The sequence below is a fragment of the Sulfitobacter alexandrii genome (assembly GCF_001886735.1).
Classification (GTDB): Bacteria; Pseudomonadota; Alphaproteobacteria; order Rhodobacterales; family Rhodobacteraceae; genus Sulfitobacter; species Sulfitobacter alexandrii.
On record NZ_CP018076.1, the window covers coordinates 2,531,758 to 2,555,929 of the forward strand.

A 24,172-nucleotide genomic window follows, 5' to 3' on the forward strand; every position below is an offset into this window, starting at 1 on the left:
AATTCCGCCCGCTCAATAGGGCATCGGATGCGCCTTGTGGACCGCGTCCAGCGCCGCGTTCACCTCATCACTCAGGGTCAGCTCCGCCGCCCCCAGCGCGCGTTGCACTTGCGCCGTGCTGGTCGCGCCAAAGATCATCGACCCCATGAAGGGCCGTGCCCGGCACCAGGCCAGCGCCATCTGAACAGGGTCGAGATCGTGGTCCCGCGCCACCTGCAGATAGGCGTCCACCGCGGCAAAGGCGCGGTCCGTCTTGCGCCCACCGAGGTCCCCGTTCAGCGACATGCGCGAGCCGTCCGGAACGGCCCCGCCCTGATATTTGCCTGTCAGAAGACCCGCAGCCAGCGGGGAAAAGGCGAACATGTCGATGTTTTCGTTGATGCAGGTCTCCGCCACGTCCGTGTCGGCCATGCGGCACAGCAGCGAATACTCGTTCTGGACGGCCACCGGGCGCGGCCCCCCGGTGCGCTCTGCGGCATTGGCCCACTGGGTCATGCCCCAGGCGCTCTCGTTGCTCAGACCGAAGGCGCGGATCGTGCCGCGCCTCACCTCGGCCTGAAGCGCGCCCATCGCGTCCTCCATGTGCGCAATCGTCTCGGCGCGGTTCTGGTCCGACGGGTCGAAGGACCAGTTCTTTCGAAACATGTAGCTGCCCCGGTTGGGCCAGTGAAACTGGTAGAGGTCGATGTAGTCGGTCTTCAGCCGCCGCAGCGAGCCCTCGATCGCCTCCGGGATGGTCTTCGACGAAATCGGCGCACCGTCCCGGACGTGCTGCATCCCTTCGCCGGAATGCTTGGTGGCCAGCACCACGTCGTCGCGCCGGTTCTCGCGCTCGAACCACAGGCCGATGATGCGTTCGGTCCGGCCGATGGTCTCGGCGCTGATCGGGTTGACGGGATACATCTCGGCCGTGTCGATGAAGTTGACGCCCGCGTCCAGCGCCATGTCGATCTGGGCGTGCCCCTCTTCGGCGGTGTTCTGCGTGCCCCAGGTCATCGACCCCAGGCACAGGTCCGTCACCAGCAGGTCGCTGCCGCCCAGTCTGCGTTTCTGCATTTTCCGTGTCCCCTTTTTGGCGCGCACCCTACCCCGTCGGACCGGCGCTGCAAGTCTCAAAGCGCGCCGCCGCGGATCGCGCCGCCGGGGCGGTTTTTCCGCCCGGCCTGCGAAAAGCGACCCGGCCTGTCGGGAATGGCCTTGGGTTCGGCCGGGGAATGGGCCTAAGAACGTGCATGCGTCTGCTGATCTCCTTTGCGGCCCTGTTCTTCTCGGTCATCCTGTTGCAACTGTCGTCGGGCGGCGTGGGGCCGCTCGACGTGCTGTCGGGGACGGCACTGGGGTTTTCCCGTCAGGAAATCGGCCTGCTCGGCTCGGCGCATTTCCTTGGCTTCTTCATCGGCTGCTGGTGGGCGCCGCGCCTGATGGGGTCGGTCGGTCACAGCCGCGCCTTCGCCGCCTTCACCGCGACGGGCGCGATCGGGCTGATGGCCCACATGCTGGTGGTCGATCCGCTGGCCTGGACCCTTATGCGCGTGGCTTCGGGGCTTTGCGTCGCGGGGTGCTACACCGTGATCGAGGCGTGGCTGCAGGCCAAGGTGACCAACCAGACGCGTGGCCGCACCATGGGGGTCTACCGGGTGGTGGACATGACGGGATCGCTCTGCGCCCAGATGATCGTCGGCATCCTCGCCCCGGCCTCCTACGTTTCCTACAACATTCTTGCCATCGTCTGCTGCGCGGCGCTGCTTCCGATCACGCTCAGCAAGGTGCAGCAGCCCGAAACGCCGGCCCAGCCCCGCCTGCGTCCGCGCCTCGCCTTCGACCGCTCGCCGCTGGCGGCGGCGGGCGTCGTGGTGGCGGCGCTGTCCAGTGCCTCGTTCCGCATGGTGGGCCCGATCTACGGTCAGGAAGTCGGCCTGACCGCCGCGCAGATCGCCTGGTTTCTCGCCGCGTTCGTGCTGGGCGGGGCCATCGCGCAATGGCCCGTGGGCTGGCTTGCGGACAAGTTCGACCGGCGATGGGTGCTGATCTGGCTGTCGGTCGCAGCCATGCTGGCCTGCGGGGTCACCGTCTCCGCTGCCGGGCTCGGGACGGTCAGCGTGTTCCTGTCCGCCGCCCTCTTCGGGCTGACCACCTTCCCGATCTACTCGGTCGCCGCGGCCCATGCCCACGACTTCGCCAGCGACGACGAGCGGGTGGAATTGTCGGCCGCGCTGATGTTCTGGTTCGCGGCCGGGGCCATCTTCGCCCCCTATATCGCTTCCGTTCTGATCGACGGCTTCGGCCCGGGCGCTCTGTTCATGATGATCAGCGTGGGGCACGGGGTGCTGGTGGTCTTCGGCCTGCTCCGGATGCGCCGTGGTCGGGCCACGCCGCGCCGCACCCGCTATGTCTATGCGCCGCGCACCAGCTTCCTGATCGGACGGCTGACCGGGCGGGCGCGCGACGGGAGGGGCGATTGACGGGCTGGCATGCGGCTTCGGGGGCTGTTAAAGCACCGCCAATCCCTGACCAGAGGCATGCCCCGTGACCCGACATCTCATCACATCCGCAATCCCCTACATCAACGGCATCAAGCACCTGGGAAACCTCGTCGGCAGCCAGCTGCCCGCCGATCTCTACGCGCGCTACCTGCGCGGCCGGGGGCACGAGGTCCTGTTCCTCTGCGCCACCGACGAACACGGCACCCCGGCTGAACTGGCCGCGGCCAAGGCAGGCATGCCGGTGGCCGACTATTGCGCCGAGATGCACGCGGTTCAGGCCCGCATCGCCGAAGGGTTCGGCCTGTCGTTCGACCACTTCGGGCGCTCCTCCTCGCCGCAGAACCACGCGCTCACGCAGCATTTCGCCGGGGTTCTCGCAGACCGCGGGCTGATCGAGGAAGTGTCGCAGGAGCAGATCTATTCGCCCACCGACGGGCGCTTCCTGCCGGACCGCTACGTCGAAGGCACCTGCCCCAATTGCGGGTTCGAAGACGCACGCGGGGACCAGTGCGACAACTGCACCAAGCAGCTGGACCCCGCCGACCTGATCAATCCGCGCAGCACGATCTCGGGGGCGACGGATCTCGAGATGCGCGAGACAAAGCACCTGATGCTGCGCCAGAGCCAGATGAAGGACGTCCTGAATGACTGGATCACGTCCAAGACGGACTGGCCGGTGCTGACGACCTCCATCGCGAAGAAATGGCTTCACGACGGCGACGGGTTGCAGGACCGGGGGATCACCCGCGACCTCAACTGGGGCGTACCGGTCAAGCGCGGCGACGAAGACTGGCCGGGCATGGAAGGCAAGGTCTTCTACGTCTGGTTCGACGCGCCCATCGAATACATCGCGTCCGCACAGGAGTGGGTCGACGCGGGCAAGGGAGAGGACTGGGAACGCTGGTGGCGCACCGACAAGGGCGCCGACGACGTGCGCTATACCCAGTTCATGGGCAAGGACAACGTTCCCTTCCACACCCTCAGTTTCCCCGCGACGATTATGGGGTCGGGCGAGCCGTGGAAACTTGTCGATTACATCAAGTCGTTCAATTACCTGACCTACGATGGCGGGCAGTTCTCCACGTCGCGCGGGCGTGGCGTGTTCATGGATCAGGCGCTCGAGATCCTGCCGGCGGACTACTGGCGCTGGTGGCTGCTGAGCCATGCGCCCGAAACCTCGGACGCCGAATTCACCTGGGAGAATTTCCAGGCCTCCGTGAACAAGGACCTGGCGGATGTGCTGGGCAACTTCGTGAGCCGCATCACCAAGTTCTGCCGCTCGAAGTTCGGAGAGACCGTGCCGGAGGCCGGCAGCTATGGCCCCGAGGAGGAGGCGCTGATCGCCGACATCACCGAGCGGGTGGCGCGGTACGGCGCGCAGATGGAAGCGGTCGAGGTGCGCAAGGCGGCGTCAGAACTGCGGGCGATCTGGGCGGCGGGGAACGAGTACCTGCAGGCGCAGGCGCCGTGGACGGTATTCAAGACCGACCCTGACAAGGCAGCGGCGCAGGTGCGGCTGGCGCTTAACCTCATTCCGCTCTACGCGACGCTTTCGGCGCCCTTCATCCCCGATGCGGCGGCGCGGATGCTGACCGCGATGCGGGTCGAGAACGCGGCATGGCCAGATGACGTGCCTGCCGCCCTGGGCGCCCTTCCCGCCGGGCACGCCTTTGACGTGCCCGAGGTGTTGTTCGCCAAGATCTCGGACGAAGATCGCGCGGCCTGGGCCGAACGGTTCGCGGGCAAGCGGGACTGACCCCGCCCGCCCGCGCGGCACCTGCCCGCGCCGTTGCATCCTGCCTTCAGAACTCCTCCCAGCCGTCGGCCTCGGTGTCCGTTGCCATGTCCAGCGCGGCGTTGCCCTGCATGACCGGGACTGCCGCGCGCGGGGCCGTCACCGGCATCGGCGCGGATGCGGTGCGGGGGGCCGTCGGCGGTGCGTTTTCCCTGCCGATGCGGAACCGCCCCACTGCGGCTGCCAACGCATCCGCCTCTGCCGTCAGCGCGTGGCTTGCCGCGGTGGTTTCCTCGAACATCGCGGCGTTCTGCTGGGTCACGTGATCCAGTTCGTTCACCGCGGTGTTGATCTCGGCCAGGCCGCTGGACTGCTCACGCGCCGACGTGGCGATGTCCGACACCCGGTTGGAAATTTCCGAAACCGACGTCACGATGGCCGCCAGCGCGGTGCCGGTGCGGTCCACAAGGTCCACGCCCTGGCTGACCTGTTCGCCGCTGGAGGAGATCAGCGCGTTGATCTCGCGCGCCGCATCCGAGGACCGCTGCGCCAGCGCGCGCACTTCGGTCGCGACCACGGCAAAACCGCGCCCTGCCTCGCCCGCGCGGGCGGCCTCCACCCCGGCATTGAGCGCCAGCAGGTTGGTCTGGAACGCGATGTCGTCGATCACCGAGGTGATCTTGGAAATTTCCTGCGACGACGTGCGGATGGCATCCATTGCCGCGATCGCCTGACGGGCGATCTCGCCGCCGCGCTGTGCGTTCTTCTGGGCTTCCGAGGACATCGTGCTGGCATCGTCCGCGCCCTCCGCAGCGGATCGGACCGAAACGGTCAGTTCGTCCAGTGCCGCGGCGGTTTCCTCCAGCGTCGCGGCCTGCTTTTCGGTGCGGCGTGACAGGTCGTCCGCGGCGGAAGTGATCTCGGCGGTTTCGTTGCGGATCGACTCGGCGTTGTGCATGACCGCCGACATCGCCTCTCGCAGGGCACGCACCGTGCCGTTGAAGTCGCTGCGCAACTTTTCGTAGGCCGGGGGCACATCGACGGAGAACTCGGTCTCCAGGTCGCCTTCGGCCAGCCGGTTCAACACCTCGCCCAGCGCGGTGACGACCCGTGCCTGTTCCGCCGCGTTCCGCTCGCGCTCGGCCTCGGCGGCGCGCATCGCTTCGTCTTCCGCCGAGACGTCCGTGCCGATGAAGATCAACCGGTGGGGCTGGCCGCGGTGATCCTCGAGGGTCACGAAACTGCCATCGATGATGTAGCTGCGCTGCGCGTGGCTGCTGAACACGTTGAACCGGCCCTGCGTCGGCTCACCGCCCAAAAGTTGCGCCACGAACTTGCGACCGTCGCTGTCACCCTCAAGATTGTTGGCGAACATCGACGACAGGTTGTGTTTGCCCGTATCCTCGAGCGTGCCCCCGATCAGGTCCAGCAGGTTCTGGTTCGCCCCCCTGATCTTGCCGTTCAGGTCATACTCGATCACCACCTGCTGCGCATCCAGCGCCTGGGTCAGGGCAGAATCGCGCTGCGCCTGGGTGCGATCCGCCCATTCGATGACCCAGCCAATCCATTCGCCGTCGGCTCCCTCGGCCAGGCTCATCGTGATCTTGAGAAGACGATCCCCGACCTTGACCATTTCGCTGACCGGCTCGGACCCGGCGCTCGTGCCGGTGCGCTCCGCACGGGAAATGGCATCGCGCAGGGGGGCAAAGGCGCGCAGGTCGGCGTTCACCAGCGTCTCGCCCGTCATTCCCGGCCAGACATCGGCCATGGCGGACCTGTTGGCGGTCATCATTTCCTCGCAGGCCGGGTTCGCAAAGATCACCCGGAAATCGGTGTCCACCATCATCAGACGGGCGGAGGAGCCGACGAAGGCCGCGCTCTTGAAGGCGGTTTCATTTGCCGCCTCCCGAGCGCGCAGAAGGACCGCGCGAAGGGCGTCAAGCTGGGCGGCCATGACGCCGATCTCGTCGCGGCGGTCGGAATAGGGCACCGCGCTGTCGTAGTCGCCCCGTGCCACCCCCTTCATCGACCGACCCAGCCCCCTGAGCGGCGTGGAAATAAGGCGGTGCAGCAGGTAGGAAATCCCGACCAGCGCGCAGAGCAATGCCACCATGCCCGCCAGCAGGCTCTTGAGCGCGGAGGCCGCATAGTCTGCCATCAGGAATTCGTCGGTCCATCGGGTCGCGATGGCACCAATCGGTTGCTCTTCGCCGCCGAACAGGACCGGCATCGCCACGATCAAACGGTTCGTGTCGATCCGAATTTCCTGTGCTGCCACAGCGTCCGTTGCGAGCGCCAGCATCTCGGGGTCCACCTGACCGCGCGTTTCCGACTGGAGTGGCGCGCCGTCGGCGTCCACGGTCACGGCATCAAGGGCGTCCGGCTGCGATTTCGCGAGGCTGCCGGAAACGATCTGGTCCAATGCCTCGATGTTGCGAAATTTCATCGCACCGCCGACCTGCAGCGCCAGCAGATCCGTCACCTCTGTCGCACGTTCGAGTATGGCCTGATGCAACCGGTGTTTGGCCGAGCGTGCATTGATGATCTCGATCGCGGTGACCACGCAGATGGTGCAGATCGCGACAACAAGCGCCGTCTTGAAAAACAGGCTGTGCAGGAATTTGACACGGTCCTTTTTCGTAACCGGTTCCGACATTGGCATTTCCCTTCGAACAACAGATTCGGCCCGGGGGCGGGCATCGGGAAGGAACTTAGGGAACCATGCCTTTCGGACCGCTTAACGGCCGGTATGTCGTCGGCATGTCGCCGCGCGGACAATGTATCGGATTCGAAAGAACCGGGCGGCTCACGCCGCCGGTCCGGCGGCGATGGCCTCTTCGCCAGCCGTCCGCACGAGGTCGGCGATGACGGTCCGGTGCCGGGTCAGTGGGCTGCTCTTGCGCCAGATCATGCCGACGGTCCGCTTTGGCTGCGGGCCGGCGAAAGGCGCCCAGTCCACCGCCGCCGACCGGGTTTCCACCCCCACGGCCATGCGCGGGATCACGGTGACGCCGATGCCCGCCCCTACCATCTGCACGAGGGTGGCGAGCGAACTGCCGTCGAGCCCGGTGCGCGGCACCGACGCGGGCCTGTTGCAGAACGCCAGCGCCTGATCGCGGAAACAGTGTCCCTCTTCGAGCAGCAGCACCCGCTTGTCCGCCAGTTCACGACCGCTGGGCACCGGCTGTCCCGCCGCGTCCCGCGGCCGGACGAACACGAAGGTTTCGGTAAAGACCGGAATCTCCGTCAACGAGGGTTCGGAAACCGGCAGGGCGACGATCGCGGCATCGAGCCTGCCCTCCTGCAGTTCGCGCACCAGCCGTTGGGTCAGCGTCTCGCGGACCTGCAGGTCCAGTCCGGGATAGGTCGCGGTCAGCGGGCCGATCAGCCGCGGCAGCAGGTAGGGCGCGATCGTCGGGATCACGCCGAGCCGGAATTCGCCCGTCAGGTCGCCCTGCGCTTCGCGGGCGAAATGCTCGAGCGCCTCCACCCGCTCGAGAACGGCGCGGACGTGGGACGCGAATTCCGATCCGAATGCGGTCAGCCGGACGTGACGCGGACCCCGTTCGAACAGGGGTTTGCCGAGGGCGGTCTCCATTTCCTTGATCTGGGCGGACAGTGCCGGCTGCGAGATCGCGCAGACCTGTGCGGCGCGACCGAAATGGCGTTGTGCGGCGACAGCTTCAAAATAACGAAACTGTCTTATCGTCAGATTCTTCATAGGATGAAGTTATCACTGCTATCAGGAAAACCAACTTATAAATCCCCGTCTGCCCGGTTATAACGATTCTAATTCACAACCGAGGAGACACACCGATGGATGGTAACGATATCGACCAGAAGGGCGGCTGCCCCGTCATGCATGGCAGCGGCAAGCATACGACCTTTGACATGCGCTCCAACAAGGACTGGTGGCCGAACCAGCTCAACCTGAAGATCCTGCACCAGAACACGCCGATGGGCGACCCCATGGGCGAGGACTTCAACTATGCCGAGGAATTCAAGAAGCTCGATCTCGACGCGGTAAAGAAGGATCTTGCCGCATTGATGACCGACAGCCAGGACTGGTGGCCCGCCGACTACGGTCACTACGGCCCGTTCTTTGTCCGCATGGCTTGGCACTCCGCGGGGACATATCGCACCGGTGACGGGCGCGGTGGCTCCGGCTCGGGCTCGCAGCGGTTCGCGCCCCTGAACTCCTGGCCGGACAACGGCAACCTCGACAAGGCCCGCCGCCTGCTGTGGCCGATCAAGCAGAAGTACGGCCGCGCATTGTCCTGGGCCGATCTGATGATCCTCACCGGCAACGTCGCGATGGAAACGATGGGGTTCAAGACCTTCGGTTTCGCCGGTGGCCGCGTGGACATCTGGGAACCCGAGGAAGACATCTACTGGGGCACCGAGGAAGAGTGGCTGGCCACGTCCGACAAACCCGGCAGCCGCTATTCCGGCGAACGTGTGCTCGAAAACCCGCTGGCTGCCGTGCAGATGGGTCTGATCTACGTGAACCCCGAGGGGCCCGACGGCAATCCCGATCCGCAGGCCTCGGCCAATGACATCCGCGAGACGTTCGCCCGGATGGCGATGAACGACGAGGAAACCGTCGCGCTGACCGCCGGGGGCCACACCTTCGGCAAGGCGCATGGCGCGGGCGATGCGAGCCTTGTCGGTGCCGAACCCGAAGCGGGCGAGATCGAGGACATGGGACTGGGCTGGAAGAGCAGCTTCGAATCCGGTGTCGGCCTGCACGCCATCACCTCCGGCATCGAAGGCGCATGGACCCCGACCCCCACGACCTGGGACATGTCCTATCTGGAAACGCTGCTGAACAACGAGTGGGAACTGACCAAGTCGCCCGCCGGGGCACACCAGTGGAAGCCCAAGGGCGACGCGATGGCCGACAGCGTGCCGGACGCCCACGACGGGGAGCGCAAGCATCAGCCGATGATGACCACTGCCGACATGGCGATGAAGGTCGATCCCGAATACGCCCGCATTGCCAAGCACTACCTCGACAACCCGGACGTGTTCGCGGATGCCTATGCCCGGGCGTGGTTCAAGCTGACGCACCGCGACATGGGTCCGAAGTCCCGCTACCTGGGCAAGGAAGTCCCGGCGGAAGACCTGATCTGGCAGGATCCGATCCCGGCCGTGGATCACCCGCTGGTGGACCAGGGCGACATCACCGCGCTCAAGGACAAGATCCTCGGAACCGGCCTGACGATTTCCGAGCTGGTCTCGGTCGCATGGGCGTCGGCCTCCACCTTCCGCGGGTCCGACAAGCGTGGCGGTGCCAACGGTGCGCGCATTCGTCTGGCGCCCCAGAAGGACTGGGAAGTCAACGAGCCCGCCAAGCTCGCGAAGGTTCTGGAAGCGCTGGAAGGCGTGCAGAAGGACTTCAACGACAGCGCTTCCGGCGGCAAGAAGGTCTCGCTTGCGGATCTGATCGTTCTGGGGGGCAATGTCGGTGTGGAACAGGCGGCCAAGGCTGCCGGTCGCACGATCGAGGTTCCCTTCCGCCCCGGCCGGATGGACGCCAGCGCCGAGCAGACGGATGTCGAAAGCTTCGACGTGCTGGAGCCACAGGCCGACGGCTTCCGCAACTATCTCAAGTCGGAGTTCGCGGTGCCGACCGAGAAGCTCCTGGTGGACCGTGCGCAACTGCTGACCCTGACTGCGCCCGAGATGACCGTCCTGGTCGGTGGCCTGCGGGTGCTGGGCGCAAACTATGGCGGCAGCGCGCATGGCGTCTTCACCGACAAGCCGGGCACGCTGACGAACGACTTCTTCGTCAACATCCTCGACATGACCCACACCTGGAAGGCTGTCGACGACAGCAAGCAGGTGTTCGAGGCCACGGACCGCAAGACCGGCAAGGTCACCCACACGGCGACCCGTGCCGACCTGATCTTCGGGTCCAACTCGCAGCTGCGGGCACTGGCCGAGGTCTATGGCGCGGCGGACGCGAAGGACAGCTTCGTGGACGACTTCGTCAAGGCATGGACAAAGGTCATGGAAGCGGACCGGTTCGACCTCGCAGCCTGATCCGGCACTGATATCTATGCAGCGGCGCCCCCATGCGGGGCGCCGTTTGCGTTTGCGGCGCTTGCAAGCGCCGCGCGAATTGGCCGATATGCAGGCATGACATCCGATCACCCCCAACTGCACGCCTTCCTCGCCCGCAACGGCCACGCGGGTGTCACGCCCGTTCCCCTGCCCGGCGACGCCTCGGCCCGGCGCTATCACCGTCTGCCGGGGGCAGGACTGCTCGTGATGGAAGATCCGCAGGATCCGGTGGGCTTCGCCGCCTTCATCCGTCTTTCCACCCATCTGCGCGCCCTGGGTCTGAGCGCGCCCGAGGTTCTGGCCAGCGATGCGGACAACGGACTGGCGCTGATCGAGGATTTCGGCATCACCACCTATGGCAGGCTGCTGGACGAAGGCGCGGACGAAACGGCGCTCTACGCGCTCGCCGTGGACGCCCTGGCACATCTGCACGGGGCGGCAGATGCCACGCAGGTTGCGGCGCCCGTCTACAGCCGCGACATGCTGCTGGACGAGCTTCAGATCTTCTCCGACTGGTTCGTGCCTGCCCTGCGTCCCGATCTGTCGCCCGCCGCGTTCGATGGCCCATGGCGCGCCTTGTGGGCCAAGGCGCTTGCCGCGCTCGAAGGACAGCCCCCCGCACTGGTGCTGCGGGATTTCCACATCGACAACCTGATGCTGCTGGAGGACCGGGAAGGCATTGCGCGCTGCGGGCTGCTGGACTTTCAGGACGCGGTCCTCGGCCCCCCGGAGTACGACCTCGTGTCGCTGCTTCAGGACGCCCGCCGCGATCTGGCGCCGGGGCTGGAGGCGTCGATGCTGGAGCAGTACTGCGCGGCTGTCCGCGCCGAAGGGGACGACCGGAAGGGTCTTTTGCATCGCTATCACCTGTTGGGTGCACAGCGTCACACGCGCATCGCCGGGTTGTTCCCGCGGCTGAACAGGCGCGACGGCAAGGCGGGATACCTGCGTTTCATGCCCCGCGTGATGGGCCAGATGCAGACCGCCCTGCGGGACGCCGGGCTGTCGGAGATCGAAGCCTATCTCGACACCACCCTGCCCGGCTGGCGCGCCGCCGGGCCACGGCTTGCCAACACCTGACGGCCGCCCGTCTCACCCCTGACGGGCCGCGATCTCGTCGGCGCTCAGGTGACAGACCTCGGGCCAGGCCAGCGACTTGCCCGGGTTCAGCAACCCCTTGGGATCAAGGCGCTTTTTCCACGCGAGGTGGCGGTAGTCCGCGTGCATGCCCCCGCCCTCGACCCGGCTGCAGTGGGCGTCATAGACCGCGAAACCGTGCTCGGCATAGATCTCGTTTATCTGTTGCAGGCGCTCAGGCCCCTTGTACCAGATGATCGGAAGGTCGATGGCCTGCACCGTTTCGCCCGCGCGCAGGAATTCATGGTGCGTCCAGACCTCCTCCCCCAGCGCGTCGCGCAGCCGGACGATCGCGGCTGTATCCGCGGCATCCGGCACGCCGATCTGCTGGTAGGTCGCGCTGCGGTCCGATTTCAGGACCTGCAGCGTCGTGTGGTTGTAGCAGAATTCGAAAGCATGGGGGATCGACGCCGCCTTGCGCTTGTCCTCCGTCAGGGCCAGGTCCGCATGGCCGCCCCGATCCGTGATCAGCGCCTCGTAGTCGGCCAGTTTCTCGGCTGGCAGATAGCTGACCAGCAGGTCGCGATCCGGCCGGATGTGGTCAACGAGACGCGGAAAATATCCGGCGATCCGCGCGTCGACAACGCTGACCAGCTTGGGCGCGATGTCCTCCGCCGTGGCCAGCGCATGACCCGCCCCGTAGGCGTCGGCGTAGCTGTCGAAGGTCGCCATGCAGCCCAGCCAGTCGCGCATGGGCACGGTCCGCATGGTGACCTCGGTGATCACGCCATTCAGCCCCCATGCATGGTGGACGTTCAGCACCTCCTCGCCTTCAAAGACATGAACCTGCGGGTCCGCCTCGACCGACAGCACCTTGAGGGCGCGCAGGTTCCCCGGTTCGCGCAGGCGTCCCGTGGCCAGCGAGCCGATGCCCGCAGATCCACCGGCGACGAACCCGCCGATGGTGGCGATCTCCTGCGTCGACGGAAACATGGCGAGCTCCTGCCCCGCCTCGGCGAGCGCCGCGTTGACGTCTGCCAGCAGCGCACCGGCCTCGGCACGGACGAAGCCCTCCCCGATCTCGAGAACGCGGTTCATCGCCGTTGTCTCGATGATCAGCCCGCCTTCCAGCGGCACGGACTGGCCGTAGTTGCCGGTTCCGCCACCGCGCAGGGTGACAGGCACCCCTGCAGCGTAGGCACGGCCAAGGCAATGCGCCATCTCCTCCTGCTTGCGGGGCACCGCCACCAGATCTCCGAAGCAACGTCTGAGCTGTTCGTTCAGGATCGGGCTGTACCAGAAGAAGTCGCGCGAACGCTTCTTGACCAGCACCGGTTCGCTGATGACCTCGACCGGTGCCAGGCTTCGGGCAAAGGCGGTCCAGTCGATATCGGTCTTGCCTGAGATGGAGGTCATGGCTCGGCCCTTTCCAACAGGTCTTCGAGAGCGTGCGGCGGGTGCGGCGCCGCCAGAAGTTCATCCGTCGAGCCGGCATCGAACGCCCGCAGGTCAGCGGTGGTGGCGCCGTCCACCTCGACCTTCGGCAGCCCCAGCGCCCGCGCCGCGTCGGTCGTTATCATCGGCAGGTGATCGCCCAGCGGCGGATCCAGATGCGCCGCCATCACCGCCAGTGCGAGGCTGGCGCGCGGGTCGTGCCGCCCGACGGGACAGAAGGCGTCGCGCACGTTGTCCGTTCCGATCAGCGTGCAGACGCCCGCCGCCCGCAATTCGTGCAACCGGGTGAGCCCCCGCCGGTCCGGCGTGCCCCGATCCCGGTCCTGCAGGTAGAGATTCGTCGTGGGCAGCGCCGCGACAAAGAGGCCTGCGCGTGCCACCACGTCCAGTGTCTGGCGCAACGCGTCGCCGGACAGGTTCATCAGGCTGCAGGCGTGACCGCAGATTACCGGCCCCTCGAACCGCGTCTCGACCGCCACGCGCGCGATCAGGGCGAGCCCGTCGAGCCCCTGCTCAAGGCCTTCGTCGACATGAAAGTCCAGCGCAAGCCCGTGGCGATCCGCCGCGGCGAACATCGCCCGCACGCCGGCCTCGCGGTCCGCGTGGTCGAGCACGAAACCGCCCAGCACGCCGCCCGCCCGAGCCTGACGCCCGATGGCGTCGGCCAGCCCCTCCCGCGCAAGCTTGTCCACGCCCAGAAGCGGCGAAGCCTGCACGGTCAGGGGCGCGTCCGCTGCCACCTCCTGAAGGATGGACCATGCCAGCGGTGCCCTGGCATCGTCCGACCAGTCGACATGGCTGCGCAACTGGCCGCAGCCCGCCGCCGCCAGTTCCGCCAGCCCCCGTCCCATGCGTCCGCGCAGATCATCGGCCGTCCAGTTGCTGCGATCGTTTGCCTGCGCCTCTATCGCCTTGCGCAGGTCGCCGCCCACGGCGGGCAGCCGGTGCGCCGTGTGACATTTATCCAGATGGACGTGCACCTCGGTCAGCGCGGGCAGGATCACGTGGCGCGGATCGGCACCGGCGTCGGTCGCGCGCATGGCCTGCGCCCTGCCGTCCCGAACGATCAGGTCGCCGTGCAGGCAATCGGCGCGCCTTTCCCCCTGAAACCCGTGCCCCTTCGACAGCAGGGCCGCGGGCACCAGCACGTTGCGCAGGATGCCGTTCATCGCGCAACGCCTTTCGTGGCCCGGTGATCGAACCGCGCGAAATCGGCGAGGAACGCCGCGAAATTGCGGCCGGCGGACTGCAGCAGCGCCTCGCCCTTCTCGGCCGTTGCGGCGGCCGCGTTGCCGCAGGCGCCGTCCGTGGCGATGTCGTCGATGACCCACGCCGGGCGCGCCGGTTGCGAGGAAAGGCCGATGTCGGGAAACGTTTCTTCCCACCCGGCCATCGCGGTGCCGAAATCGGCGGCGCGGGTCATGTCCACTAGATCCGGCCGGGCGGCAAGCATGGCCGACGTCTCGATCTCGCCGGCGTGCAGATCATGGCGCAGGGCATCGGGATCGAAAGACGGCGCAGCGTCGGCAAAGGCGAACCACGAGGCATGGGCCACGATCATGTCGTGGGCGATCCGCATGTCGCGTGCCGCGATCTCGAGCACCGCGGTGTTCCCCCCGTGCGCGTTCAAGAGCACCAGCCGAGCCACCCCGGCGCGGGCCACCGACGCGCCGATGTCCCGCAAGACCGCAAGCAGGGTCTCCGCTGTCAGGCTGAGCGTTCCGGGGTGCGCGTCGTGTTCGACGCTGCGGGTGATCGTGAGGGGCGGAAGGATCAGCACGTTCTGCTCTGGCAACAGCGCCGTCAGCGCGCGCGCTGCGACCGCCTCGGCCAAGTCCGCGTCCACGCGCAGCGGCAGGTGCGGCCCGTGCTGTTCGGTCGCCCCGCAGGGAAGCACGGCGACCACGTCCTGCGGCAAGTCTCGGAAAAGAGGGGCCGACAGGTCGGCCCAGTACCCTTGCACACCCGTCACGCGCGGCCTCCCGCCAGTCGCTCTTCGATGCCCAATCGGTCACGCGGAACCATCTTTCCTCCTTCGGCGGAAATTGCGTTGCGTGGCCCTGAGATCGGATCTGTGCCAGAGATTGAACCACAGGTTTCCAGATAAGCCGATCCGTTGCAACACCAAATGGAGCTTTGCCATGCAGTCCCTCACCCCGTCCGAGATGCCGCCGCCCTTCGCGAACTACGCGCATGGCGTGGCGATCCCCGCCGGTCATCGCCTCGTGCAGACTTCAGGTCAACTTGGCATCACGGCGCAGGGTGCAATACCCGAAAGCGCCGAAGCACAGGCCACATTGTGCTTCGATCACATCCGCCGGGTGTTGGCGCTGGCCGGCATGGGCCCGTCCGACGTGGCGCATATCATCGCCTACGTCACCGACCGCGCGCACATGGCGGGCTACATGCAGGCACGGGATGCCTTTGTCGGGACGACCAGCACGCCGCCTGCCTCTACCCTCTTGATCGTGAGCGGCTTTACCCGGCCCGAGTTCAAGGTCGAGGTAGAGGTGCTCGCGGCCGCGCCCGCCTAGGCCGAAAGCGCCAGCGCTCCGGCCGGGGAGTCAACTTTCGGGGCAGGCCGCGCCGGTCTCGATCCACGCTTTGGTAAGCTGGCCGAATATTTCCTGATTGCCGGGCGCCGGTTCGCGGCCCTCGCCCGGCTCCCACCCCCAGCCGACCAGCCCGTCCTCGGCATTGTGTTCGTGCAGCTCGGCGAGGGTTTTCCCGCCGTTGCGCTCGGGGTCTTTCAACTGGGCGCAGATTTCCGATGCGCTCTTGCCGATCCAGCCCATCGACAGCGGTGCGAGCTGCCACGGCGAATGGCCCGGGATGGAGCCTTCGCCCGTCTCGAACGCGACGTTCTCGCTGGCGTGGCACGTGGTGCAACGCATGCCCGGTGCGCCAAAATCAGCGACCCCGCGCACGACTGGGGGCTGGTGCATCCGCATGTCCATGCCCTGACGGGGGGAATTATCGACGGGGTGGCAATTCAGGCACCGCGGATGCTCGATCACCACCATCAGTTCCTCGAACATGGCGACCGAACGCTCGCCCTCGTTCTCGATGCCGTCGAATTCATCTACCGTGCGCAGGCCGTTCACGGTTTCGGCGGACGCCGGAACGGCCAGCAGCAGCGCCGCGATCATCAGGTATTTCATCGTTCAGGCTCCGGTCTTCTTGGCAAAGGGCAGCGTGGTCACGTTTTCGCCGGTCAAGGCGCGCCACGCATTGGCGACGGCAGGTCCGATGGGCGGCAATCCGGGCTCGCCGACGCCGGTTGGATCGGCCTCGGAGGGGATGATCTCCACCATCACTTCCGGCATCTCGTGGATACGCAGCATGCGATAGGTGTCGAAGTTGGACTGCTTCACTTCACCGCCATCGCCTAGGGTTATCTCGTTGAAAAGCACGGTCCCGAGACCGTAGCCGATCCCGCCTTCCATCTGCGCCCGGATCACGTTCGGATTCACGGCGATACCGCAATCCACCGCGCACCAGACCCGGTGCACCTTCGGCATGCCGTCCACGTCCGACACCTCGGCAATCTGGGCGACATAGGTGTTGAAGCTTTCGTGCAGCGCAACGCCATAGGCCTTGTCACCCTTCACCTTTGTTCCGTCCCACCCGGCCATCTCGGCCACCTTTTCGAGCACCCCGCGATCACGCGACATATCCGGTTTCAAAAGGTCCAGACGGCCCTGCACGGGGTCCTTGCCCTGCGCCTCGAGTACCATGTCGAGAAAAACCTCGGTGGCGTAGCCGGTATGTGAATGGCCGACCGATCGCCACCAGAGCACCGACACCGGGCTTTCCATCTGCGCCCAGCCGGTGCGGGCATTGACCAGATCGTAGGGCATCTTGGTGGACCCCTCGTAGGAGGTCGGATCAAGGCCATCCTTCATCATCCGGGCCATCGGGCCGCCCGCCATGATCGACTGGTTGACCACCACGTCTTCCCAGCCGGTCAGGGTGCCGTCCTCGGTCAGGCCGGCGCGCATCCTGTGCACCGTCAGCGGGCGATAATAGCCGCCGTGCAGGTCGTCTTCCCGTGTCCAGACCAGTTTGTAGGTGCCCGGGCCCGCGGCCTTGGCCACCTCGGCCAGTTCATTGGCGAACTGGGCGGTGTCCTGCGCGCGCCTGCCAAAGCTGCCCCCCGCCAGCATGACGTTGACCTTGACGTTCGCCGGTTCCAGCGAAAGCACATTCGCGACGGTGGGCAGGTCGAGCGAGGGAAACTGCGAGCCCATCCAGACCTCGGCGCGGCCCTCGGCATACTCGATCACGCCGTCCAGCGGCTCCATCGGGGCATGGGCAAGGTAGGGAAACCGGAATTCCGCCTCGATCACCTGCGCCGCGCCGTCGATGTCCGCCGCGCCATTGCCCATCACCTCGGCGTCCTTGCCGCCTTGGGCGGCCGCCTCGGAAAACGCCTCGTAGATGGCGTCCGTCGATCGGGTTTCGGCCGCGCTTTCGTCCCATTCGATCTCGAGCGCGTCGCGCCCCCTTATCGCCGCGTAGGTGGAGGCCGCGACCACGGCGACCCCCTGTGGAATCGCGTAGACGTCTTCCACGCCCGGCACGTCGCGCGCGGCCTGATCGTCGAAGGATGCCATGGTGGCGCCGAACTTCGGCGGATGCGCCACGACAACGGTCTTCATGCCGTCGCGGTAGAGATCCATTGAGAAGGTTGCCGTCCCGTTGGACTTCGCCGCCGTGTCCAGCTTGGGAAGGTCCTTGCCGATCAGCACGAACTGGTCCGCGGATTTCAGGGGCGGGTCTTCGGGCGGCGTGCGAAGCGCCGCCTTTTCCGCCAGCGCACCGAAACCCGTGGATTTGTCACCATGGCTGATCCGGCCCTTCGACACGGTGATTTCAGACGCGTCGACACCCCATTCTTCTGCCGCCGTCGCGACCAGCATCGCCCGCGCGGCGGCGCCGGCCTTGCGCATCTGCGTGTAGCTGTTCGCCATGGCAGTGGAGCCGCCGGTGCCCTGCATGCCAAGCAACAGGTTCTTGTAGACCGCGTCGGCGGGTGCCGCCTCTGCCCGCATCTGGGACCAGTCGGCGTCCATCTCCTCGGCCACCAGCGTCGACAGGCCGGTATAGGGGCCCTGCCCGAACTCGATATGCTTGATCATCACGGTGACGGTGTCGTCCGGGGCGACCCGGACAAACGCGTTGGGGGCAAAAGCGCCCTCGGATCCGTCGCCCTGAAAAGCGAGGGCGGCGCCGGATTGGGCACGCGCGGCGATGGGCAGCGTCATCCCGATCACCAGACCGGCTGAAGAAGCGAGGAAACCCCTGCGGTTCATCTTGGTCATGATCTTAGCCCTCCAGCGTGTCGGCAGCGTCGTGAATGGCCTTGCGGATGCGCACGTAGGTGGCACAGCGGCAGATATTGCCGGCCATGGCATTGTCGATGTCCTCGTCCGTCGGCTTGGGAATCTCCCGAAGCAGCGCCGACGCGCTCATCACCTGTCCCGACTGGCACCAGCCGCATTGCGGCACGTCCAGTTTCTGCCATGCCGCCTGCACGGCCTCGGTCTCGGGGCCGTCCATACCCTCGATCGTGGTCACGCTGCTGCCGTCCACCATCGAAACAGGGGTGACGCAGGACCGGCGCGTCATGCCGTTCAGCATCACGGTACAGGCGCCGCACTGGGCGACACCGCAACCGAACTTGGTGCCGGTCATCTGAAGTTCATCTCGCAGCACCCACAGGAGCGGGGTGTCGTCGGCGACGTCGACCGTCACCTCTTTGCCGTTGAGTTCGAAGGTGGCCATGTGCGCTCCCTGCTCTGCTAGGTCGTGAAAGATCTCGGAAAGCAGGTAGCGTGATGTCTGCTGCCGTCGAGCCGGGGGGCCCAGAACGTCGTGAACCGCGCGGTTCCGGCCGGCGCGCGCAGGGGGTTTAACGGTGTCACCGAGACTGAAAAATCTGAAGGGGCTGTCTGGTGCGGGCGGTGGGACTCGAACCCACACGGGGCTACGCCCCAACAGATTTTAAGTCTGGTATGTCTACCATTCCATCACGCCCGCACGGGCTGCGCCGCACCATAGCCGCTGCGGGCGAGGTGTAAATGGTCAGATGTCGCGGCCCTTGGGGCCAAGGGGGGCACCCTCGGCAAGCAGGGCGGCCTCGGACAACCACGGGTTGTTGTCGACCGCCTCGAGCAGTTGCACCCGCGCCTCGTCGATGCGACCGAGGTTCATCAGGGTCAGCGCCCGCCCGGACTGGGCCGCGATGTGCAGGGGCTGCAGACCCAGGGCAATGTCCAGATCGACCAGCGCCGCCTCGTAGTTCCCTTGCAGGAAATGAATGTAGGCCCGTTGGTTGAACCCCTCGGCGTAGTCGGGGCAATAGGCGGCCAGACGGTCGAACTCCGCCAGTGCGCCGGGGAAATCATAGGAATCGCGTCGGCGCAGGCCCGCGTCCAGCACCTCCTGCGCCGCCTCATCCGGGGCGCGCAGCCAGACTTCCCACATTTCGCCGGAGACCCGGCGACCGTCGCTGTAGGTTTTCGCCGCCTGCGACTTCGCGATCAGGTTGAGCATCTCGGCCCGCACGTCCGGCGGCGCGGGACATTCGGCAAGACCGATCGTCGGGAACAGGGCGAGTGCAAGGACGATGAAACGCATGGCCCAGAATTGGCGCAACCTGACGCAAGGTCAAGCGTTGTCCGCCAGCATCGTCTCCTTGACCGCCTCCATTGCCACGTAGGTGGAGGTATTTGACACATGCGGAAGGGCTGATATCGTCTCTCCAAGGAACCGTCGGTAGGCCGACATGTCCGGCGTGCGGACCTTGAGCAGGTAGTCGAAGTGGCTGGCGATCATGTGCGCCTGTTCGATCTCGGGCACCTTGGCAACCGCCGCGTTGAAGGCCCTGAGCGCCGCTTCGCGGGTGTCGTTCAGCCGCACCTCGACAAAGGCGACGTGGTCCAGCCCCAGGCGGATCGGATCGAGCAGCGCCCGGTAGCCGATGATCACGCCGGTTTCCTCGAGCCGCCGGAGCCGGGCCTGGGTGGGCGACTTGGACAGGCCGATGCGCCGGGCGAGGTCGGTAATGCTGATCCGGCCATCCTCGGCCAGCACGGACAGGATCGACCGGTCGAAACGGTCCAGTTCAAAAGTATCGCTTTTCACTTCACTTGCCCCGATTAATGTTCAGATCGCCCCGCAATAATCCGAATATAAGGCAAAACGACCTACAAGGATACGATATACTTGACGCATGACCCGATGGAGATTGCCATGAACGCCCAGACCCCCGCTTCTCTACGCCACCGCGTGGACGCCGACACCTACGCAGATCAGGAAAGGGTCCTGGACCGGCTGATCGAAACCGCCGACCTGAGCGGCGAGGAGCGCGCCGCCATCAGCAAGGACGCCGCGGGCCTTGTGCGCGACATTCGCGGAGCGACAGCGCCGGGCATGATGGAGGTCTTCCTGGCGGAGTACGGCCTGTCCACGGACGAAGGCGTCGCCCTGATGTGCCTGGCCGAGGCGCTGCTGCGCGTTCCGGACGCCGATACCATCGACGCGCTGATCGAGGACAAGATCGCGCCGAGCGACTGGGGCCGCCACATGGGCCATTCGACATCCAGCCTCGTCAATGCCTCGACCTGGGCGCTCATGCTGACGGGCCGTGTGCTGGACGACGACCAGCCCGGTCCGGTCCGGCATCTGCGCGCGGCCATCAAACGGCTGGGAGAGCCGGTGATCCGCACCGCCGTCAGCCGCGCGATGAAGGAAATGGGCCGCCAGTTCGTGCTGGGAGAGGACATCGACGCCGCGATGAAACGTGCGCGGGGCATGGAGAAGAAAGGGTTCACCTATTCCTACGACATGCTGGGCGAGGCTGCGCGCACGGAACGCGACGCGAAGCGGTACCACCTGAGCTACAGCCGCGCGATCTCGGCCATCGCGACGGCCTGCACGGACGAGGACATCCGCAAGAATCCCGGCATTTCGGTCAAGCTGTCGGCCCTGCACCCGAGGTACGAGGTCGCGCAGGAAGAGGCGGTGATGAACGAACTGGTGCCGCGCCTGCGCGCGCTGGCCCTGCTGGCGAAATCCGCCGGCATGGGACTGAACGTCGATGCGGAGGAAGCCGACCGGCTCGCGCTCTCGCTGGAGGTGATCGAGCGGGTGATGTCGGAGCCCGCGCTGGCGGGCTGGGACGGTTTCGGCATCGTCGTTCAGGCCTTTGGCCCCCGTGCGGGCACCGTGATCGACGCGCTCTACGACATGGCGCAGAAACACGACCGCAAGATCATGGTCCGTCTGGTCAAGGGCGCATACTGGGACACCGAGATCAAGCGCGCGCAGGTGGACGGCGTGGACGGGTTTCCCGTCTTCACCCAGAAGGCCGCGACAGATGTCAGCTACATCGCCAACGCCCGCAAGCTTTTGGGGATGACCGACCGGATCTATCCCCAGTTCGCCACCCATAACGCGCATACGGTGGCGGCGGTCCTGCACATGGCCGACGACAAGGAAGCGTTCGAATTCCAGCGCCTGCACGGGATGGGCGAGACGCTGCACAGTCTGGTGATGGAAAAGCACGGCACCCGCTGCCGCATCTATGCGCCCGTCGGCGCGCACCGTGACCTGCTGGCCTACCTCGTGCGGCGGTTGCTGGAAAACGGGGCGAACTCCAGCTTCGTTAACCAGATCGTGGACGAGGACGTGCCGCCCGAAGTCGTGGCCGCCGACCCGTTCGAGCAGTTGGGCCGCACCAATGTCGCCATTCCGACGGGGCCGGAGGTGTTTCTGCCCCTGCGCAAGAACGCGCGGGGGTTCGATTTGTCCCACGCCCAGACCCTGTCCGAGGTGGAAGACGCCCGCGCGCCCTTCCTGTCGCACAGGTGGGAGGCCGCGCCGCTGATCGAGGGCGATGCCGCCCCGGAGGATCCCGTGGCCGTGACCAACCCGGCGCTGCCCGAAGGCTCCCCCGGCACGGTGCGCCACGCGTCGACGGCCGATGTCGCCACCGCACTGGACGCGGCGGCCCCCTGGAATGCGCCGCTCGACGAACGGCGCCGGGTGCTGATGAAGGCCGCCGACCTGATCGAGCAGAACTACGGCGAGATCTTTGCCCTGCTGGCGCGCGAGGCGGGCAAGGGGCTGCCCGATTGCGTGGCCGAATTGCGCGAAGGGGTCGATTTCCTCTACTACTACGCGGGACAGGCGATGAACGAGCCGCCCGCCGGCATCTTCACCTGCATCTCGCCGTGGAACTTCCCCATGGCCATCTTTACCGGGCAGATTGCGGCGGCGCTGGCGGCGGGCAACGGCGTTCTGGCGAAACCGGCCGAGCAGACCCCGCTGGTGGCGCATCTGGTCGTGCGGCTGCTGCACGAGGCGGGTGTGCCACGCACGGCGCTGCAACTGCTGCCGGGAGGCGGCGACGTGGGCGCCGCGCTGACGGCCGATGTGCGGATCAATGGCGTGGCCTTCACCGGCTCCACCGCCACGGCACAGCGCATCCGCGCCAACATGGCCGAACATTGCGCGCCGGGGACGCCCCTGATCGCCGAGACCGGGGGGCTCAACGCCATGATCGTGGACAGCACCGCCCTGCCCGAACAGGCGGTACAGGCGATCATCGAAAGCGCCTTCCAGTCGGCGGGTCAGCGGTGTTCCGCGCTGCGCTGTCTTTATGTGCAGGAAGACATTGCCGAAGAATTCAGCAAGATGCTGATCGGCGCCATGCAGGCGCTGAGGATGGGCGACCCCTGGCACCTCTCCACCGACGTCGGCCCCGTGATCGACGAGGCCGCGCGCAAGGGCATCGCGGATCACATCGCCGCCGCCCGTGCGGATGGCCGTGTCATCGCGGAACTGACACCGCCCAGTGAAGGCACCTACATCGCGCCCACGATCATCAGCGTGAAGGGCATTTCCGACCTTGAGCGCGAGATCTTCGGCCCGGTCCTGCACATCGCAACCTTCAAGAGCGGCCATCTGGACAAGGTGATCGATGCGATCAACGGCACTGGCTACGGGCTGACATTCGGCCTGCACACCCGCATCGACGACCGGGTGCAGCACGTGTCCGAACGGATCGAGGCGGGCAACATATACGTCAACCGCAACCAGATCGGCGCGATCGTCGGCAGCCAGCCCTTCGGCGGTGAGGGGCTGTCCGGGACCGGGCCAAAGGCCGGCGGGCCGAACTACCTGCCGCGCTTCAGCGCGCCGGATGTCCAAGAGCGTGACGGCAGCTGGGACAAGGCGCAGGGCAAACTGCCCGGCCTGCCCCCGCAGGTGGGCTACAAGCCGATCGAGACGCTGACCATGCCGGGGCCGACGGGCGAATCCAACCGGTTGACCACCCTGCCCCGTCCGGCGCTGCTGTGCATGGGGCCGGGGCCGGAGGCTGCGGCAGCGCAGGCGCGGGCCGTCGAAGCTCTGGGCGGCGTGGCGGTGCAGGCCAGCGGCAGGATCGACCCGGACGACCTGACGGACGGGCCCGGCTACGGCGGTGTCCTGTGGTGGGGCGACACCGAGACAGGGCGCGCCATCGAAACGGCGCTGTCGAAGCGCAAGGGCCCGATCGTTCCGATGATCCCGGGGCTGCCGGACCCTGCCCGCGTGAGGGCGGAACGGCATGTCTGCGTGGATACGACCGCGTCGGGCGGCAACGCACAGCTTCTCGGGTCGGTGACCTGAAACGTCAGGACCGGGCGATCGCGATGGCCCGGTCCACCGCCAGCGGGGGCGACGAGAGGACCGGCAGGCCGATATCCGCTAGGTGATCCTGCGCGCCCATCATGGAGGCCTGCGCCAGGACCACGCTGCGCAGGTCCTGCCTTTGTGCCACTTTATGCCGGACCTTCGCGGCCAGCGCGCGGGCGAAATCATCCGTCCGGCCCGCTTCGAACAAGGGCCAGGCCTCGGCGCACAGCAGCGGTTCCGCCCGCAGGTCGACATCTTTCTGCGCGGCGATGTCGTGCAGCAGGTCCAGCGTGGCGGCGCGGGTGCTGTCCAGACAGATCACGACCAGTGCCGCACCCCCCAGTGTCGCCGCGCGGGTCATCATGGGACGGTCGATGCGCACCAGCCGCGGATCCGTTCTGGCCAGGTCGTCGATCAGCGGTCCGAGCGTCGAACAGGTGCAAAGCACGGCGTCCGCGCCTGCCATGTCATCGACAGTCCGGTCCAGGTCCGCCCGGACGGCCCCCGCGCCCGACGCGCGCGCCCGCGCCAAGAGGCCGGGCCGCACGACATGATCCACCGTTCCCGCGAACCCCGCCTCGCCAAAGAGCGCGGCGAAGGTGGCAACGTGAACCCGCGCGGTATGCAGACAGATGATCGAGGCCAAGGTCTTCTTCCCTTCCACCGGCAG

The 24,172-nt window shown here is 66.6% G+C and carries 18 protein-coding genes and 1 tRNA gene; 6 read left to right on the plus strand and 13 right to left on the minus strand.

Features of this window, described 5'->3' with window-relative positions; all coding sequences use genetic code 11:
* Window positions 1–12: 12 nt before the first annotated feature.
* A complete protein-coding gene (locus BOO69_RS12455) occupies window positions 13–1,056 on the minus strand; it encodes an aldo/keto reductase (protein WP_071972454.1) in 1,044 nt (347 codons plus the stop codon).
* A 176-nt stretch (window positions 1,057–1,232) separates the two neighbouring features.
* Here BOO69_RS12455 and BOO69_RS12460 point away from each other — a divergent pair, with 176 nt between their 5' ends.
* Together BOO69_RS12460 and metG are read left to right on the plus strand one after the other, a co-directional pair.
* The gene (locus BOO69_RS12460; RefSeq protein WP_071972455.1) at window positions 1,233–2,462 is read left to right on the plus strand and encodes an MFS transporter; all 1,230 of its coding nucleotides are present in this window, start codon (window positions 1,233–1,235) and stop codon (window positions 2,460–2,462) included.
* A gap of 64 nt (window positions 2,463–2,526) precedes the next feature.
* Window positions 2,527–4,239 (plus strand): methionine--tRNA ligase, encoded by a 1,713-nt coding sequence (metG, locus tag BOO69_RS12465; RefSeq protein ID WP_071972456.1) that lies wholly within the window; start codon window positions 2,527–2,529, stop codon window positions 4,237–4,239.
* 46 nt (window positions 4,240–4,285) lie between these two features.
* Here metG and BOO69_RS12470 read toward each other — a convergent pair whose 3' ends face one another.
* Together BOO69_RS12470 and BOO69_RS12475 are read right to left on the minus strand one after the other, a co-directional pair.
* Entirely contained in the window at window positions 4,286–6,874 is a 2,589-nt protein-coding gene (locus BOO69_RS12470; protein WP_071972457.1) for a methyl-accepting chemotaxis protein, read from the minus strand.
* A gap of 150 nt (window positions 6,875–7,024) precedes the next feature.
* A complete protein-coding gene (locus BOO69_RS12475) occupies window positions 7,025–7,939 on the minus strand; it encodes a hydrogen peroxide-inducible genes activator (RefSeq protein WP_071972458.1) in 915 nt (304 codons plus the stop codon).
* A 95-nt stretch (window positions 7,940–8,034) separates the two neighbouring features.
* On the opposite strand from BOO69_RS12475, the gene katG reads away from it, so the two are divergent.
* Complete coding sequence (katG, locus tag BOO69_RS12480; protein ID WP_071972459.1) at window positions 8,035–10,263, plus strand: catalase/peroxidase HPI; 2,229 nt, start codon at window positions 8,035–8,037, stop codon at window positions 10,261–10,263.
* Between the two features lie 96 nt (window positions 10,264–10,359).
* Window positions 10,360–11,364 carry an aminoglycoside phosphotransferase family protein gene (locus BOO69_RS12485; protein ID WP_071972460.1) on the plus strand — a complete coding sequence of 335 codons (1,005 nt, stop codon included), beginning with the start codon at window positions 10,360–10,362 and terminating at the stop codon, window positions 11,362–11,364.
* Window positions 11,365–11,376: 12 nt separating this feature from the next.
* Here the strand turns inward: BOO69_RS12485 and BOO69_RS12490 are convergent, their stop codons facing one another.
* From BOO69_RS12490 to BOO69_RS12500, 3 genes are read right to left on the minus strand one after another with little or no spacing between them, the layout of a single operon-like run.
* A complete protein-coding gene (locus BOO69_RS12490; RefSeq protein WP_071972461.1) occupies window positions 11,377–12,777 on the minus strand; it encodes an FAD-binding oxidoreductase in 1,401 nt (466 codons plus the stop codon).
* Window positions 12,774–13,985 (minus strand): amidohydrolase family protein, encoded by a 1,212-nt coding sequence (locus BOO69_RS12495; protein WP_071972462.1) that lies wholly within the window; start codon window positions 13,983–13,985, stop codon window positions 12,774–12,776. Before BOO69_RS12495 ends, BOO69_RS12490 begins: the two co-directional genes overlap by 4 nt.
* Window positions 13,982–14,788: a creatininase family protein gene (locus BOO69_RS12500; RefSeq protein ID WP_071972463.1), complete on the minus strand. Its 807-nt coding sequence runs from the start codon at window positions 14,786–14,788 to the stop codon at window positions 13,982–13,984. The genes BOO69_RS12495 and BOO69_RS12500 overlap by 4 nt, the downstream gene beginning before the upstream one ends.
* Before the next feature lie 169 nt (window positions 14,789–14,957).
* Here BOO69_RS12500 and BOO69_RS12505 point away from each other — a divergent pair, with 169 nt between their 5' ends.
* Complete coding sequence (locus tag BOO69_RS12505) at window positions 14,958–15,350, plus strand: RidA family protein (RefSeq protein WP_071972464.1); 393 nt, start codon at window positions 14,958–14,960, stop codon at window positions 15,348–15,350.
* Between the two features lie 30 nt (window positions 15,351–15,380).
* Here BOO69_RS12505 and BOO69_RS12510 read toward each other — a convergent pair whose 3' ends face one another.
* From BOO69_RS12510 to BOO69_RS12535, 6 genes are all read right to left on the minus strand, one after another.
* Window positions 15,381–15,977, minus strand: coding sequence for an Isoquinoline 1-oxidoreductase subunit (locus BOO69_RS12510; RefSeq protein ID WP_071972465.1), 597 nt, complete (start codon window positions 15,975–15,977; stop codon window positions 15,381–15,383).
* A gap of 3 nt (window positions 15,978–15,980) precedes the next feature.
* Window positions 15,981–18,140, minus strand: a complete 2,160-nt coding sequence (locus tag BOO69_RS12515; RefSeq protein WP_071972466.1) for a xanthine dehydrogenase family protein molybdopterin-binding subunit — start codon at window positions 18,138–18,140, stop codon at window positions 15,981–15,983.
* Between the two features lie 4 nt (window positions 18,141–18,144).
* The gene (locus tag BOO69_RS12520; RefSeq protein WP_071972467.1) at window positions 18,145–18,603 is read right to left on the minus strand and encodes a (2Fe-2S)-binding protein; all 459 of its coding nucleotides are present in this window, start codon (window positions 18,601–18,603) and stop codon (window positions 18,145–18,147) included.
* 168 nt (window positions 18,604–18,771) lie between these two features.
* Window positions 18,772–18,858: transfer RNA gene (locus BOO69_RS12525), tRNA-Leu, on the minus strand.
* A 45-nt stretch (window positions 18,859–18,903) separates the two neighbouring features.
* On the minus strand, window positions 18,904–19,458 hold the full coding sequence (locus tag BOO69_RS12530) for a tetratricopeptide repeat protein (RefSeq protein ID WP_071973805.1): 555 nt from the start codon (window positions 19,456–19,458) through the stop codon (window positions 18,904–18,906).
* A gap of 30 nt (window positions 19,459–19,488) precedes the next feature.
* On the minus strand, window positions 19,489–19,965 hold the full coding sequence (locus BOO69_RS12535) for an Lrp/AsnC ligand binding domain-containing protein (RefSeq protein WP_071972468.1): 477 nt from the start codon (window positions 19,963–19,965) through the stop codon (window positions 19,489–19,491).
* Window positions 19,966–20,073: 108 nt separating this feature from the next.
* Here BOO69_RS12535 and putA point away from each other — a divergent pair, with 108 nt between their 5' ends.
* A complete protein-coding gene (gene putA, locus BOO69_RS12540; RefSeq protein ID WP_071973806.1) occupies window positions 20,074–23,496 on the plus strand; it encodes a bifunctional proline dehydrogenase/L-glutamate gamma-semialdehyde dehydrogenase PutA in 3,423 nt (1,140 codons plus the stop codon).
* A gap of 4 nt (window positions 23,497–23,500) precedes the next feature.
* Here the strand turns inward: putA and BOO69_RS12545 are convergent, their stop codons facing one another.
* On the minus strand, window positions 23,501–24,148 hold the full coding sequence (locus BOO69_RS12545) for an aspartate/glutamate racemase family protein (protein WP_071972469.1): 648 nt from the start codon (window positions 24,146–24,148) through the stop codon (window positions 23,501–23,503).
* Between the last annotated feature and the right edge of the window lie 24 nt (window positions 24,149–24,172).